Origin of the sequence: Microbacterium proteolyticum (genome assembly GCF_014192415.1) — a bacterium.
Lineage (GTDB): Bacteria > Actinomycetota > Actinomycetes > Actinomycetales > Microbacteriaceae > Microbacterium > Microbacterium proteolyticum.
The window spans coordinates 1,801,726-1,816,927 of the sequence record NZ_JACHXY010000001.1 but is presented as its reverse complement, the minus strand read 5'-3'; the positions used below and the strand labels follow the sequence as shown (position 1 = coordinate 1,816,927).

Annotated in this window: 11 protein-coding genes; 4 read left to right on the top strand and 7 right to left on the bottom strand. The window is 72.1% G+C overall.

Annotated features, from left to right (window positions below; genetic code table 11):
- Positions 1-504 precede the first annotated feature (504 nt).
- Positions 505-1,479 carry a LacI family DNA-binding transcriptional regulator gene (locus tag FHS07_RS08280; RefSeq protein ID WP_183419341.1) on the bottom strand — a complete coding sequence of 325 codons (975 nt, stop codon included), beginning with the start codon at positions 1,477-1,479 and terminating at the stop codon, positions 505-507.
- A 41-nt stretch (positions 1,480-1,520) separates the two neighbouring features.
- Here FHS07_RS08280 and galT point away from each other — a divergent pair, with 41 nt between their 5' ends.
- Together galT and galK are read left to right on the top strand one after the other, a co-directional pair.
- Entirely contained in the window at positions 1,521-2,696 is a 1,176-nt protein-coding gene (galT, locus tag FHS07_RS08275) for a galactose-1-phosphate uridylyltransferase (RefSeq protein WP_183419340.1), read from the top strand.
- Positions 2,693-3,856 (top strand): galactokinase, encoded by a 1,164-nt coding sequence (galK, locus tag FHS07_RS08270; protein ID WP_183419339.1) that lies wholly within the window; start codon positions 2,693-2,695, stop codon positions 3,854-3,856. Before galT ends, galK begins: the two co-directional genes overlap by 4 nt.
- Positions 3,857-4,655: 799 nt before the next feature.
- Here the strand turns inward: galK and FHS07_RS08265 are convergent.
- The 3 genes from FHS07_RS08265 to FHS07_RS08255 are packed head-to-tail and all read right to left on the bottom strand — an operon-like array spanning position 4,656 to position 7,615.
- Positions 4,656-5,606 carry a DNA-methyltransferase gene (locus FHS07_RS08265; RefSeq protein WP_343054649.1) on the bottom strand — a complete coding sequence of 317 codons (951 nt, stop codon included), beginning with the start codon at positions 5,604-5,606 and terminating at the stop codon, positions 4,656-4,658.
- Positions 5,603-6,652 carry a lipoate-protein ligase LplAB gene (gene lplAB, locus FHS07_RS08260; protein ID WP_183419338.1) on the bottom strand — a complete coding sequence of 350 codons (1,050 nt, stop codon included), beginning with the start codon at positions 6,650-6,652 and terminating at the stop codon, positions 5,603-5,605. The genes FHS07_RS08265 and lplAB overlap by 4 nt, the downstream gene beginning before the upstream one ends.
- Before the next feature lie 9 nt (positions 6,653-6,661).
- The gene (locus FHS07_RS08255; protein WP_183419337.1) at positions 6,662-7,615 is read right to left on the bottom strand and encodes a DMT family transporter; all 954 of its coding nucleotides are present in this window, start codon (positions 7,613-7,615) and stop codon (positions 6,662-6,664) included.
- Between the two features lie 71 nt (positions 7,616-7,686).
- Here FHS07_RS08255 and FHS07_RS08250 point away from each other — a divergent pair, with 71 nt between their 5' ends.
- Complete coding sequence (locus FHS07_RS08250; RefSeq protein WP_183419336.1) at positions 7,687-8,589, top strand: LysR family transcriptional regulator; 903 nt, start codon at positions 7,687-7,689, stop codon at positions 8,587-8,589.
- 152 nt (positions 8,590-8,741) lie between these two features.
- Here the strand turns inward: FHS07_RS08250 and FHS07_RS08245 are convergent, their stop codons facing one another.
- From FHS07_RS08245 to tatA, 3 genes are all read right to left on the bottom strand, one after another.
- The gene (locus tag FHS07_RS08245; protein WP_183419335.1) at positions 8,742-10,304 is read right to left on the bottom strand and encodes a DUF2079 domain-containing protein; all 1,563 of its coding nucleotides are present in this window, start codon (positions 10,302-10,304) and stop codon (positions 8,742-8,744) included.
- Positions 10,305-10,367: 63 nt separating this feature from the next.
- Positions 10,368-10,862 carry a twin-arginine translocase TatA/TatE family subunit gene (locus FHS07_RS08240; RefSeq protein ID WP_183419334.1) on the bottom strand — a complete coding sequence of 165 codons (495 nt, stop codon included), beginning with the start codon at positions 10,860-10,862 and terminating at the stop codon, positions 10,368-10,370.
- Between the two features lie 48 nt (positions 10,863-10,910).
- Positions 10,911-11,150 (bottom strand): twin-arginine translocase TatA/TatE family subunit, encoded by a 240-nt coding sequence (gene tatA, locus FHS07_RS08235; protein ID WP_183419333.1) that lies wholly within the window; start codon positions 11,148-11,150, stop codon positions 10,911-10,913.
- 421 nt (positions 11,151-11,571) lie between these two features.
- On the opposite strand from tatA, the gene FHS07_RS08230 reads away from it, so the two are divergent.
- Positions 11,572-15,117 carry a PQQ-dependent sugar dehydrogenase gene (locus tag FHS07_RS08230; RefSeq protein ID WP_183419332.1) on the top strand — a complete coding sequence of 1,182 codons (3,546 nt, stop codon included), beginning with the start codon at positions 11,572-11,574 and terminating at the stop codon, positions 15,115-15,117.
- Positions 15,118-15,202: the final 85 nt, after the last annotated feature.

Below are 15,202 nucleotides of genomic sequence, written 5' to 3'. Positions count from 1 at the left end.
CCCCGCCCCCGCCCCCCCCCCCCCCCCGCCCCCGCCGCCCCCCCCCCCCCCCCCCCCCCCCGCCCCCCCCCCCGCCCCCGCCGCCCCCCCCCCCCCCCCCCCCCCCCCCCCCCCCCCGGGGGCCGCGCCCCCCCCCCCCCCCCCCGGCCCCGCCCGCCGCCCCCCCCCCCCCCCCCCCCCCCCCCCCCCCCCCCCGCCCGGCCCCCCCCCCCCCCCCCCCGCCCCGGGCCCGCGGGCTGGGCGCCCGACGCGCCGCCGGGTGCCCGGGAGGGTGCGGGCTGGGCGCCCGACGCGCCGCCGGGCGCCGGGTCGTGTCGCGGGTGCGGTCGGTGCGGCCATCCGCAGGGAGAGGCGGGTTCGGGATCGGCGCGCCGGCGAGGGGAGAAACGCGTTCGGGGCGGGTTCTGTGCACGGGGGCGGGCGGGGACCGCCCCGGTGCGCGAATCACTCCCCGAACCGCGAGCCCCGTCCGGCGCCCTCACGCGCCGCGGCAGCTCCCGCGCCTCAGGCCCGCGCGCTGCTCGCGCGCACCACCAGCGCCGCGGGCACAGTCTCGACCACCGGCGCGGCCCCTTCGATCGCGGCGACGAGAGCGGCGACCGCCTGACGGCCAAGGGCGTCGAAATCCTGACGAACGGTGGTCAGCGGAGGGCGGTACTCGGCGGCATCCACGATGTCGTCGAATCCCACCACGGCGACGTCACCCGGAACGTCGCGCCCCGATTCGGCGAAGGCCCGCAGGGCGCCCAGCGCCATCTGGTCGTTGGACACGAAGACCGCGGTCGCCGCCCCCAGCGCGTCGGCCGCGAGGTGACCGGATGCCGAGGTCCAGTCGCCGCGGACCGGGTCGGGCGGGGTGATCCCGGCATCGGCCAGCGCCTCGCGCCACCCGCGTTCGCGCTCGGTCGCGGCGAAGGATCCCGGGGGCCCTGCGAGGTGGTGCACCGTGCCGTGGCCGAGGGAGAGGAGGTGCGCGGTCGCCGCGCGGGCGCCCCCGGCGTGATCGGTCTGCACGATCGAGAAGCGATCGTCGGGCGGGGAATCGACCACCACGACGTGCAGATCGGCCGGCGGATCGACGTCGCGGGCGAGTTCGGTCGCCTCGTTCAGCACGACGGCGCCGTCTACCCCCTGCGAGCGGAGTCGCGCGAAGGCGTCGCGGATCCCGCGTTCCCCCACCGTCACGACCGCGAGGGCGTATTCACGCGCGGCGGCGGCCTCGGAGATCGCCTGCAGCATCCGCGAGTTGCCGACCGAGGCGAGGGTCGACACGACGAGCCCGATGGTGGAGGTCTGCCCGGTGCGCAGGGCTCGTGCAGCGCGGTGCATGCGGTACCCGAGGTCGGCCATCGCCTTCTCGACGCGGGCGCGGGTGGCGGGGTCGACGCGCGGGCTGCCGTTGGCCACGCGCGACACCGTCTGCGCCGACACTCCGGCTCGTTCGGCCACGTGGGCCATGGATACGCGCACTGCACTCATTTCATGTTGACGATATCACGCCCGCGTTGTAGCGTGTTATCGTGAACACGCACAGTCTCTCCGCGGTGTCCCTCCGTGCCGGGGTGGTCAAGCGCCCGACCCGCCTCGCCGACGGCCGCGAATTGATCTACTTCGACGATCCCGGCACGACGCTCGGCGCCGAGCGCGCCGTCGACGCCCGCACGCTCGACCCCCGACCCGCCACCGCCACCATGCGCCAGGACGTGCTCACCGGGGACTGGATCACCGTGGCATCCAATCGCCAGAACCGGGCGTTCCTGCCTCCCGCGCACCTCGACCCCCTGTCGCCGCAGACGCCGACCAACCCGTCGGAGATCCCGTCGCTGTACGACGTCGCTGTCTTCGAGAACAAGTCGCCGTCGTTCGGGCCCGCGCTCGACGTCGCGACCGACGACGCACCGGCCGCCGTCGACCCGCCGCACGGCGATGACGACCTCGAGCATCTCGGTCTCGGCCGCACCCGCACCTCGGTCGGCCGCTGCGAGGTGGTCTGCTTCAGTCCCGCGCACGAGGGATCGTTCGGCTCGCTCTCACGCACCCGCGCCCGCACGGTGATCGAGGCGTGGGCCGACCGCACCGCGGCGCTGTCGGCTCTGCCCGGCATCCGTCAGGTGTTCCCCTTCGAGAACCGCGGGCAGGAGATCGGCGTCACCCTCCCCCACCCCCACGGACAGATCTACGCCTATCCGTACGTCACCCCGCGCACGCACCGCCTGCTCGACACGATCTCGCGCAGTCCCGAGAATCTGTTCCAACGCATTCTCGACTTCGAGTCCGCGGGCGAGCGGGTCGTGCTGCGCGGCGAGTACTGGACGGCGTTCATCCCGTTCGCCGCCCGATGGCCCGTCGAGGTGCATGTGCTCCCCCACCGCCACGTCGCCGACTTGGCCGAGACGACCGACGCCGAGCGCGACGAACTCGCCCCGTTCTACCTGCGGCTGCTGCGCGGCATCGACGCGCTCTACGACACCCCCACCCCCTACATCGCCGCGTGGCACCAGGCGCCGGTCGGGCGGGGCCGAGACGAAGTCCGCCTCAACCTGCAGATCACCTCGCCCCGTCGCTCCGCCGACAAGCTGAAGTACCTCGCCGGTTCCGAGGCGGCCATGGGCGCCTGGATCGGCGATGTGACCCCCGAGTCGCAGGCCGAGCGCCTGCGCGCCGCCCTCGACACCGTTCCGGAGGTGACGGCATGACCGCCGTCGACGACGCCCGTACCCTGCTCGCCCGCATGACCGATGCCCCTCTCGCGGGGGTATGGTCGGCCCCCGGTCGCGCCAACCTCATCGGCGAGCACACGGACTACAACGAGGGCTTCGTCTTCCCCTTCGCGATCGCACAGCGCACCGCCGCCGCCCTGGCCGTGCGCTCCGACGACGTCATCCGCGTGCGCTCGACCTTCGCCGACGACGCCGTCGAGGTCTCGCTCGCCGACCTCGATGCCCGCATCGCCGCCGGCAACCTCGACTGGGCGGGCTATCCGCTGGGCGTGGCGTGGGCGTTGCTCCACGCGGCTCCGGATGCCGAGCCCCGCGGCGTCGACATCGCGCTGGCGTCGGAGGTGCCCGTGGGTGCCGGTCTGTCGTCGTCGGCCGCGATCGAGGGAGCCGTGGCATCCGCCCTCAACGACGTGTGGACTGCCGGACTCGACAAGGTCGCGCTCGCCCGCGTCGGCCGCATCGCCGAGAACGACGCCGTCGGCGCGCCGACGGGGATCATGGATCAGATGGCCTCGATGCTCGGCGTCGCCGACGCCGCCACCTTCCTCGACTGCCGCACGCTCGAGACGCGCCCCGTCGCGCTCGGCTTCGCCGAGGCGGGACTGTCGATCCTGGTGATCGACACCCTCGTCGAGCACGCGCATTCCACCGGCGGCTACCGCGAGCGTCGCGCGGCCTGCGAGCGGGGCGCCGCGGCATTCGGGGTCCCCGCCTTGCGCGACGTCACGGTCGATGACCTGCCGCGGGCGGCCGAGATGCTCGACGACGTCACGTTCCGCCGCGTGCGCCACATCGTGACCGAGAATCAGCGCGTCCTCGACACCGTGGCCGCGCTCGACGCCGACGGCCCATCGGCCATCGGCGAGCTGCTCGTGGCCTCGCACGCGTCGATGCGCGACGACTTCGAGATCTCGGTGCCCGAGCTGGACCTCGCCGTCGAAACGACACTCGGAGCGGGCGCCCTCGGGGCGCGCATGACCGGCGGCGGCTTCGGCGGGGCGGCCATCGCGCTGATTGCGACCGGGCTCATCCCGGCGGCGACCGAGGCGGTCCGCGCCGCGTTCGCGGCATCCGGATTCCGTACGCCGAACATCTTCACGGTCACGCCGTCGGAGGGCGCACGCCGCGACGTCTGAGCGACTGTGCTCTGCCGCACGCCGCGACGTCTGAGCCTCCGCTGCCGCGCGCCGGGACACAACGCAGGAGTTCTCGCGCGGAATACGCGCGCTCACCGTCGCGACGACGGGCGCCCGCGCCGGTCTCCTGCGTTGTGTCCCGGCGGAAGCAGGGACCGCCGGGCGCGGGCCAGTCTCCGGCGTTGTGTCCCGGCGGAAGCAGGGACCGCCGGGCGCGGGCCAGTCTCCTGCGTTGTGTCCCGGCGGAAGCAGGGACCGCCAGGCGCGGGCCAGTCTCCGGCGTTGTGCCGCCGGAAGCAGGAACCGCCGGGCGCGTGCCGGTCCCCGGCGTTGTGCAGCCGGAAGCAGGAACCGCCGGGCGCGCGCGGCGGTCCGTGAGCGGAGGCCGGGCACCGGCGTGTCCAGCCCCGCGGCGACACAACGCAGGACATTCACTTGCGCGCACGCCCTCGCCCGGCCCGCATCGCGAGCGGTTGCGGGAAATCTCCTGCGTTATGTTCTCTGCTGCCCCTGCGCCGCCCCGGGATGACAGACTCAGTGCGCGGTGGCGCGGGATCACGCTCATCACGAAGCGGAGCGGTGCGATCGGGGCGTGTCGCGTGCACCGGGGCAGGCGCCGGACGCCCCACTACACATCCCCCGCCCCGCTCGGCCCGCGGCATCCGCACAGCACCCGCCCCGCTCGGCCCGCGGCATCCGCACAGCACCCGCCCCGCTCGGCCCGCGGCATCCGCACAGCCCCCGCCCCGCTCCGCGCGCGGCATCCGCCCAGCTCGGGCGGAAAAGGGTCCGGAGACACTCAGCGGACGAACGGCTCCAGGCGCTGGTGCATGACCGCGACCGCGTCGGCGTTGTCGTCGATCAGAACGCTGTGCCGGCCGAGGGGCGCGGCGACGGCGCCGAGCGTGCCGCTGCCCGCGAACATGTCGAGCACTCGATCGCCTGGGCGGCTCGACGCCTGCACCATGCGACGCAGCACGCCCTCGGGCTTCTGCGTCGGGTAGCCCGTCTTCTCGCGCCCGGTGGTCGGCACGATCGTGTGCCACCACACGTCGGTGGGGAGCTTGCCGCGGGCGGCCTTCTCGGCGGTGACGAGGCTCGGGGCCATGTACGGCTCGCGGTCGACGGCATCCGAATCGAAGAAGTACGTCGCCGGGTTCTTCACGTACACGAGGATCGTCTCGTGCTTCGTGGGCCAACGGCGCTTCGTCTTCGCACCGTAGTCGTAGGCCCAGATGAGCTCGTTGAGGAACTTGTCGCGACCGAACAGGGCGTCGCACATCACCTTGGCGTAGTGCACCTCGCGGTAGTCGAGGTGCAGGTAGAGCGTGCCGTCGTCGGCGAGCAGACGCCACGCCTCGATCAGCCGCGGTTCGAGGAACCCCCAGTAGTCGTCGAAGCGGTCGTCGTAGGTGCGGAGGTCCCCGCGGAGGCGCGCGTACTCGCGCCCGTGGAAGCCGCGCTGCACCACGGGAGGCGGAGGCGGCTCCTCTTCGGGGAACGTCAACATGTTCGGGTCGTCGGATGCCGCGACCTGGGGCTCGGCGGCATCCTGGGGCTCTTCGACGGGTGGCGTCCAGGTCGCCGACTCGACGGCCTTCGACCGTGTGCGGCCGGTGTTGAAGGGCGGGTCGAGGTACACGAGCGCGAAAGAGCCGTCGGCGTACGCCGGGGTGACGGCGAGGTTGTCGGCGTGGTGGATTTCGACGGCGCCCGGTTCGAGGGCGTCGCCGGCGGTGGCGGCGCTCACGGGACGCGCTGCAACCACGCGTCGGTGGCGAACTTCGACTCCACGAGCGCCTCGGCCTCGGCGTACTCGTCGTCGGTGATGTGCCCCTCGGTCGCGCCGTAGAGCGTGGTGAAGGTCTGGATGAAGCGGTCGATCACCTGGTCGCGCGCAAGGCCGGTCTGGCTCCGCAACGGGTCGACGCGCTTGGCGGCCGAGACGGTGCCCTTGTCGCTGAGCTTCTCGCGGCCGATGCGCAGCACCTCGGTGAGCACCTGGCCGTCCATGTCGTAGCTCAGGGTCGCGTGGTGCAGCACGCCCCCGTTGGCGAGCCGCTTCTGGGCGGCGCCGCCGATCTTGCCGTGGGGACCGGCGATGTCGTTGAGCGGCTGGTACACCGCGTCGATGCCGAGCGAGCGCAGGGCCTGCAGCACCCAGTCGTCGAGGAACGCGTACGAATCGGCGAACGTCATGCCGGCGACGAGGGATGCCGGGACGTACAGCGAGTACGTCACGATCGAGTTCGCGGCCATCATCATCGCGCCGCCGCCCGAGATGCGACGCACCACGTCGAAGCCGTGCTTGCCGGCACCGGCCGGATCGACCTCGTTGCGCAGCGACTGGAACGAGCCGATCACGACGGCGTTCTCGTTCCACTCCCACAGGCGCAGCGTGGGCGTGCGGAGCCCGGCCCCGACACGAGTGGTCAGCACCTCGTCGAGGGCCAGGTTCATGCGCGGTGAGACGGGGCGGTCGTGCACGACCTCCCACTCGAAATCGGCCCAGCCGGGAGCGGTGACGAGCGCACGACGGACGGCGGTGGCAACCGACTCCGGGGTGAATCCGAGCAGTTGGGCGCCCTCGGGTAGGGCCGCGCGGATCGCCGCTGCGATCGTGGGGACGTCGGACTCCACCGGAAGACCGTTGACGGCCTGATCGATGTCGTCGAGAGCATCGTCGGGCTCGAGGAAGAAATCGCCCGCGAGGTGGAAGCCGTGGATGCGCCCCTCGCGCTCTTCGAGGTCGACGACGACCAGCTTCCCTCCGGGGACCTTGTACTCGCCGTGCATGGGTCCAGCCTACGGCGGCGGGGCGGAGACGAGCACGGGGCCGCCGTCGCGGCGGGACTCGGCCGCGGCGGCGAGCGCACGGCGGTGGCGACGCTCGATCGCCTGACCCGCGTAGGAGGCGGCGATGATGAGCGCGGCCCCGGCGAGACCGGGCAGCCCCACGAGCTCGCCGCCGATCGCCACACCGACGGCGAGAGCCCACACCGGCTCGGTGCCCATGAGGATGCTCGCGCGCGTCGCCGACGTGCGCCGGACCGCCCACAGCTGCACCACGAAGGCGAAGACCGAGCACAGCAACCCCAGGAACAGCACGTTCGCCCACCCGGATGCCGTGAGGCGACCGACCGCCACAAGGAGGTCGGCGCCCGCCACGGCCGACGACGTCACGGCACACACGACCAGCTGGACGAGCACGACGGCGAGCGTGCTGTCGTGACGACCGCGGGTGAGACGCGCACTGGCCGTGACGTGGAACGCGCGCACCACCGCGGCGGCGATGACCAGCGCATCGCCCACGGCCGGTGCGCGCAACCCGCCGTCGGACACCAGGAGCGCGACCCCGACGACCGCCGCGACGGCGGCGACGAAGTACGACCGCGGGAGCCACGAGCGGGAGGCGATGCTCTCGAGAACCGGGGTGAACACGAGCGCGAGGCTGATGAGCAGACCCGCGTTGGTCGCCGAGGTCAGGTGCACACCGGCGGTCTCGAGCCCGATCACCGCCGCCTGCGAGCACCCGAGGAGGGCTGCGATCGCGAGACCCCGGCCGCGCGGCATTCGTTCCCGTCGGATCAGGCAGATGACACCGAGCGCTGCGGCGGCGACGATGAATCGCATGGCCACGGCGGGGGCCACGCCCACCTCGCCGGTCAGTTCTTTCGCGGAGAGGAAGCTCGCACCCCACACCGCCGCCACGGCGATGAGCAGCAGGTCGACGACGATCTCGGGTGAGCGGCGGGTCATGCTCCCACCGTTGTGCCACCGACCCGGAAGAACAACGGGCATCTTCTTCAGCATCGCGTAAGTTCAGACTTATGGATGCCGCTCACCTCCGCCTGCTGAGCGAGCTCGGCGACCGGGGAAGCGTCGCCGCCGTCGCCGCGGCCCTCCACATCTCGGCATCCGCCGTCTCCCAGCAGCTCGCGACGCTGCAGGGGCGCGTGCCCGTGCCGCTCACGATGCGGCGAGGACGCGTGCTGGCCCTGACCCCGGCCGGAGAGGCGCTGGCCGCGGCAGGGACCCGTGTCGATGAGGCACTCACCGCCGCGCGGGAGGCGGTGGGGGCGTTCCTCGAGAGCGATCATCGTCCCGTGCGCGTATCCGCGTTCCACAGCGCGGGGCTGATGCTCTTCGGTCCCCTGCTGCGCGAGCTCGACGGCATCCCCCCACTGCACCTGAGCGACGCCGATGTCGCCCATCGCGACTTCCCGGGCCTCACCGCCGACCACGACCTGGTCATCGCCCACCGCCTCGCGCACGACGCGCCCTGGCCGCGCGACCGCGTCGTGGCGACCCCTTTGCTCGAGGAGCCCCTCGACATCGCCCTCCCGGCGGGTCACCCCCTTGCGGCCGGCGACGTGGTGCACGCTGCCGACCTGGCCGATGAGCTGTGGGTGTCGGTGCACGAGGGGTTCCCCCTCGCCGGCGTTCTCGATCATGTCGCCGCGCACCTCGGACGGGCCCTGCGCATCGCGCATCGCATCAACGAGTTCTCGGTGACAGCCGAGGTCGTGCGTGCCGGAGCCGCGATCGCCGTCATGCCGAGGACCACGACGATTCCGCTCGCGGTCGACGGGGTGGTCCTGCGTCCGCTCGCCGACCTCGAACTCGTTCGTCACGTCGACGTGCTCGCCCGCCCCGACACCCTCGCCTACGCCGCGGTGCGGCGCGTGCTGCAGGCTCTGCGCACGGTGGCGACGGGGGCGGCGGCGGGGTAGCTGCCCGGCGCGGCTCGTCGGCGGGTAACCGCCCGGCTCGTCGGCGGGTAGCCGCCCGGCGCGGCGGTATGCGGCGGCACCCACGTGCGCGACCCGGCGGGGCGTCGCAGCCGCGTGGCACCGCGCCGGCCCCGGCGCCGCACCCGCCGCGGTCAGCGACAGGCGACCTGATACCCGTCGCTGTCGAAGACTGCCGCGTACGCGGTGCCCGGGAACAACCGCTGACCGACGGCGACGACGTCGCCCCATTCGCCGGGCGTACCCCCGGCGACGGTGTCGATGACGAGGCAGTCGGGGGCCGGATTGTCGTTGCCGATCCAGAACACGTCGTGATCGCTCACCAGGTAGTTCATCAATCCGATGTCGCTGACGACGCTCGCTCCCTCCGGCACGGCGGCGATCGCCGCCCGAGCGCTCGCCTCGCGCGGTGACGGCTCCCAACTCGCACCTTCGACGAGGGAGAAGAGCGGCAGGCCGGGCAGCAGCACGACCGCCGCCGTCACCGCAATCGCGGGAGCCTGTCGGACGTAGGCCCGCATCCACGCCCAGCGCGACGAACGCCCGCGCTCGATGGCATCCAGCAACGCGACGAGCACGATCGGGATCAGCACGGCGCTGTAGTGCCACGTGGGCGCCCAGTAGCCGCTGTTGGTCGAGAGGAAGCGCCACGCCAGAGTCGGCAGCAGCAGCAGCGCCACCGGCGAGCGCAGCACGAGTCCGGCGGAACAGGCGAGGATCAGCGCCAGGGTCTCGCCCTTGGCCGGGTTGAAGAGGGCCGCCGGGTCGGCGAAGACGCTGAGCGGGTCGGCTTTGTCGGCATAGGCCCACTCGCCTCCGGGGTTCAGTGCCGGCAGCACGATCGTCGTCGCGATGACGAACCAGATCACGCCCCAGACCGCCAGGCCCGCACCCAGGCCCACCCCCGACCGGAGGAACCCGCGGACGGCGGTCGCGGACGCCGGGGTCGCAGCGGTCTCCCGGGGAAAGGGGATGCCGCGTTCCCGCCACGCGACGAGGACGACGAGCAGCCCGAGAGCGACCACGGTGAGGCCGAGGTCTTCTTTCACGAACACCAGCGGAGCGCCCCAGAGGCACGCCGCCCGCCACCGGCGATCGAGCACGGCGACGAGGCTGAGGGTCAGCAGCGGGACCGCCAATGCGATCTCGTGGAACTGCGCGTCGGCGGCGTACTGCAGACCCCACGCGAAGCCGAACGCCAGACCGAGCGCCACCGCGGGTGCCGTTCCCAGACGCGCCCGGGCCGCGCGCGTGAAGACGCCCGCGGCGAGCGCGAAGCAGGCGGCCTGGATGACGAGCAGGGTGAACGCGGATGGGAAGACGGCGTAGACCGGCGCCAGCACCGCGAGCAGCGGGTGGAAGTGATCGCCGAGCAGGTTGTAGCCGTCGCCCTTGATGTTGACGATGGGTGGCTGGAGCGCGGCATACCGCGAGAGCAGCTGGGTGAAGATGCCCAGATCCCACGAGCGAGCGGTGAACTGCGCCCACTGCTGGGCGGCGAAGAGCACGTAGCCGGCGAAGACCACGGCGAAGACGGCGACGGGGGCCGCCCAGGCGCGGCGATGCTCCCAGACGCGGTTCGCGAATCGCGTCGCACGGCCCGGAGCCGGAGACTGCGCGGACCTCGACGGAGCGGCCGTCGCCCGCGGGGCGCCGTCGGGATCACCCGGGAGGGCGGGCGCGGACGTCTGGGTCATGCGCCCATCATCGCGCACCCCCGCATCGGCGGACGAAGAGGTGACGGACCAGGGCCGACGAGCTCACCGGGGAGGAGCCGTCCCCATCCGCGCGGACGCCGGGGCGGGGCCTGACTCGGGCGCGACGGGCTCCACGGCCGTGATGCTCGGCAGGGATGTCGCCTCCATGGCGCCCACGGCCGGGGCGCTCGAGCTGGATCGCGCTCCCGCCTGCTGCGCGACAGCGGTCACCGGCGTGGGCACGTCCGGTTCATCCTCCCCGCGCGCAGACGCCGTCACGCCGGGAGCCGGTGGCGCTTCCGGCTCGGTCAGAAGCGCCTCCCGGATGATGCGACGCGGATCGTACTGACGGGGGTCCAGTCGCTGCCAGTCAACATCGGCAACCTCGGGGCCGAGCTCCTCCCGCACCCGCTCCTGCGCGGTGCGTGCCATGCGCCGCACCTGCTGGATCGTGCGGTGCAGCGACTCCGCCGCCGCCGGAAGGCGCTCCGGCCCGATGATCATGACGGCGATCAGGCCGATGAGCAGCAGCTTCTCGATCGTCAGACCGAAGGTCACGGGGCCACCCTCCGCCGCACTGCGGAGCTGTGCGGACGCACCGCCGCGTCAGCGGGCCGGCGGCCGGTCGGCCGCGTAGCCGTCGATGCGGGTGTCTGCGATGCCGACGGAAGAAGTCGGCGCGTCCGAGGCGGCGTCCTCCTCTTTCATCGCCTTGATCTCGCCGCGGAACACGCGGGCCGACTTGCCCACGCTCTGCGCGAGCGCCGGGAGCTTTGCCGCGCCGAACAGCAGCAGGATCACCGCCAGCACGATCAGCAGATGCCATCCGGTCAGTCCATGGAGCATGAGGCCTCCTCGGCCGTGCCGACGTCTTTGCCGGCGCTGGGGATCGGTGCGGGGGACGCACCGTCGGCGATGCTAGCTCGCGACGATGCCTGATCACAAGCTCCGTATCGCACGCACCTTTGTTGGTTAGCGACTGCGCAACTTTTGATTGACCTATGGAAAAACATCCGACAAGATGACCAACGAGCGACATCGCCGACCATGCGAACGACTCATCCCCCCGAGGTCCTACCGAGATCCGCCCCGCAGAGGCGGCGATCGGCGACCCATCCGAACTCGATGAAGAGCGGAGGAAGGTACCCGCGTGTGGCCGACAGCCACCGCACGATGAGCCCGGGCCGCCACGAAACAGTCGTTGAGACCGACCGTGTGGCGACCCGGTGAAAACAACTCGCACGCATTCACAGGAGCTGTATTCACGATGAACTCTACTTCTCGGCATCCGGCCGTCCGAGCCCGGTTGACGGCGGTCCTCGCGGCCACCGCACTGGGCCTGGGCGCCATCGCCGCGGCCCCCGCACCGGCGTTCGCCCACGAGGGTCACGACCACGGGACCGACCCCGTCGTCACCGACCCCGGCGGCGATCACGGAGACCCCACCGACCCCGGCACTCCCGACCCGGGCGACACCGGCGACGGCGCCGGCGCCCTCGACTGGAGCAACTACGAGCGCGTCCTGCTCACCAAGAACGTGGGCGAGCCGATCGACCTCGCGGTGCTCCCCGACAAGCGGGTCCTGCACACGGCCCGCAACGGCGACGTCCGCCTGACCGACCCGGCCACGGGCGTCACGCGCGTCACGAACACCCTCGACGTCTACGCCAACTCCGAGGACGGCCTGCAGACGGTCGCCATCGACCCCGACTTCGAGAACAACAACTGGGTCTACCTCGTCTACTCGCCGCGCGACGCCGACGGCGACGGCGTGACCGACACCCCCACCGGCAACGCGCCCAACACGCTGCCCGCCGGCGCCGACGAGTCCTACTGGGACCAGTGGGTGGGTGTGAACCGCCTCTCCCGCTACCAGTGGACCGGCGACCAGCTCGACCTCTCCACCGAGCAGGTCGTCCTCGACGTCGAGGTACAGCGCGGGCAGTGCTGCCACGTGGGAGCCGACATCGGCTTCGACGCCGACGGCAACCTCTACCTGAGCACGGGTGACAACACCCCGGCATCCACCCCGGGCGCCAACGGCTTCGCCCCCAACAACGACGCCCCCGGATTCAACCCCGGCTTCGACTCGCGTCGCGGAGCCGGCAACACCAACGACCTGCGCGGCAAGATCCTGCGCATCCACGTCGAGGACGACGGGTCGTACACGATCCCCGAGGGCAACCTCTTCGCCCCCGGCACCGAGCTCACCCGCCCGGAGATCTTCGTGATGGGCGTGCGCAACCCGTTCCGCATCGAGGTCGACGTCGAGACCAACTCGCTGTCGTGGGGCGACTACGGCCCCGACGCGACGAAGGCCGTCGCGCAGACCGCGGGCCGCGGCCCCATGGGCCTGGTGGAGTGGAACGCCATCAGCCTCGACGAGCCCCAGAACGCCGGCTGGCCTTACGTGCACGCAGACAATCAGGCGTACAACGACTGGGACTTCGCCTCCGCCACCCCGGGCGCCTTCTTCGACCCGCAGAACCTCAAGAACGAGTCGCGCTGGAACACCGGTCTCACCGACCTGCCGCCCGCGCAGCCCGCGACCCTCTGGTACGGCGACAACCCCGGCGACCAGCCGTGGGACGAACTGGTCAACTTCGGCGCCGGCAGCGGCCAGGGCCCGATGGGCGGACCCGTCTACCACTACGACGAGTCGAACCCCTCCACCACGAAACTCCCCCGCCACTGGGACGGCAAGGCGTTCATGGGCGAGTTCTCGCAGGACTACATCGCCTCCTTCACGCTCGACTGGGATACCTTCGAGGTCACCGACATCGAGGACTTCCTGCCGAACGCCGCTTTGAGCACGCTCGCTCAGCCGACGCACGACAACCCCATGGACATGGAGATCGGTCCCGACGGATCGATGTACGTGCTCGACTACGGCGACGGCTTCTTCCGGGCCAACCCGGATGCCGGGCTGTACCGCATCGACTACGTCGCCGGCAATAAGTCGCCGCAGGCGCGCTTCACCGCCACGCCCACTTCGTCGTCGCAGGCTCCCCTCACGGTGCAATTCGACGCGACGGCCTCGACCGACCCCGACGGCGATGCCCTGACCTACGAGTGGGACTTCGACGGCAACGGCACCTTCGACGCCACCGGCGCGACCGCGTCGCACACCTATACGGAGCTCGGCAATTACACCGCGCGTCTGCGGGTATCCGACGCGGGCGGACGCTTCGGGCTGACCTCGCGCACGATCTCGGTGGGCAACCAGGCACCCGAGGTGAATGTGGAGTTCCCCGGTAACGGCGCGTTCTTCGACTGGGGCCAGGCCATCCCGTTCAAGGTCACCACCTCGGACGCCGAGGACGGCACCGCCACCGACTGCGCCCGCGTCACGTGGACGTACGGTCTCGGCCACGACGAGCACGCACACCCCGAGGTCTCGGGAACGGGTTGCACGGGCGTCTTCCGCACCGACCCGAACTCGCCCGAGCACGGCCCCGGTGCCCTGCTCTACGGCGCAGTCGTGGTCACCTATTCCGACCGCGGCGCCAACGGCCTGCCGGCCGCCACGGGTGAAGCGACCGTTCGACTGAACCCGAAGCTGCAGCAGGCGGAGCACGCCATCCGCCGCCAGGGTGTCGCCACGTACGCCGACACCGACGCGTCGGGCGGCAACGCCATCCGCGGCCTCGGACAGGGCGACTTCCTCGCCTTCGACCCGGTGAACTTCGCCGGTATCGACGGTGCGGTCGTCCGGGCGACCGGGGCGGGCGAGGTCCAGCTGCGCTGGGGCGCCGCCGACGCCGAGCCCTTCGCCACCGCGAAGATCCCCGGCGGCAACGGCTGGAAAGACGTGCAGGTCGCGTTCGATGCCCCCGAGGGCACCGGCGCGCTGTACGTCACCTCACGTGACGAGCTCGCCATCGACTCGCTGACCATGGTCGGCGACGGCGTGGGCGACGTCACGCCTCCCACGGTGGCGCACACCTTGGCTCCCGCCACCCCGACGGGCGTCGGCGGCGTGTTCAACGAGGCGGTCCGCTTCTCGGTGCAGGCCGCCGACAACGGCACGCTCGCCAGCGTCCAGTACTCGCGCGACAACGGCGCGACCTGGACCAACCTCGCCGCCAACCAGCAGTACGGCGTGACGTTCGACCAGAACGGCACGTACGACCTCCGCTACCGCGCCACCGACACCGGCGGCAACGTGTCGGAGCTGGGTTCGGTGTCGTTCACGATCGACCTCGACGCTCCCACCGAGCCGACGGTCGACACGCGGACGATGGTCACGCTCGCCTCCCCGCGCGTCACCTACGGCGCCCCCGGCGACGTGACGGTGGCGGTGCGCGGCGAAGGCGGCGCCCCCACGGGTGAGGTCGTGCTGACGGTGGGCGAGAACGAGATCGCCCGCGGAACGCTGGATGCCGACGGCAACGCCGTCATCGCCCTGCCCGCCGATCTGCCGGTCGGCACGCACACCCTGCGTGCCACCTACGGCGCCGACGAGACCTTCAAGGGCTCGGCCGGCATCGGCCGCCTCACCGTGTCGCAAGCGCGCTCGACGACCACCGTCGCCGTCTCGCCCACGCCGGTGAAGCCCGCCGTGGCGGCCGTCGCCACGGTCCAGGTGGTCTCGTCGACGGGCATCGTCCCGACCGGCGACGCCACGGTGACCCTCCGTCGCAACAACGCGGTCGTCGCCACTCTCACCGGAACGCTCGGCGCAGACGGCACCGTCCAGGTGACCCTGCCCAAGCTCAGCACGGTGGGCGCCTACCAGGTTCAGGCGTCCTACACCGGGTCGACCGGCATCGCGAAGAGCAGCGGCAGCACCAGCCTGACCGTCCAGAAGTAACACCCCGGTGGGGGTCGCCCAGCTGCGACCCCCACCACACCCTCGGCCGACCCCGGCAACGGGGCGGACCCACCTCGAAGGAGAG

Coding starts and splice junctions, on each gene's coding strand:
- galK (WP_183419339.1), top strand. CDS start 2,693: ATGACCGCCGTCGACGACGCCCGTACCCTGCTCGCCCGCATGACCGAT.
- lplAB (WP_183419338.1), bottom strand. CDS start 6,652: ATGCACGGCGAGTACAAGGTCCCCGGAGGGAAGCTGGTCGTCGTCGAC.
- FHS07_RS08250 (WP_183419336.1), top strand. CDS start 7,687: ATGGATGCCGCTCACCTCCGCCTGCTGAGCGAGCTCGGCGACCGGGGA.
- FHS07_RS08255 (WP_183419337.1), bottom strand. CDS start 7,615: ATGACCCGCCGCTCACCCGAGATCGTCGTCGACCTGCTGCTCATCGCC.
- tatA (WP_183419333.1), bottom strand. CDS start 11,150: ATGCTCCATGGACTGACCGGATGGCATCTGCTGATCGTGCTGGCGGTG.
- FHS07_RS08280 (WP_183419341.1), bottom strand. CDS start 1,479: ATGAGTGCAGTGCGCGTATCCATGGCCCACGTGGCCGAACGAGCCGGA.
- FHS07_RS08245 (WP_183419335.1), bottom strand. CDS start 10,304: ATGACCCAGACGTCCGCGCCCGCCCTCCCGGGTGATCCCGACGGCGCC.
- FHS07_RS08230 (WP_183419332.1), top strand. CDS start 11,572: ATGAACTCTACTTCTCGGCATCCGGCCGTCCGAGCCCGGTTGACGGCG.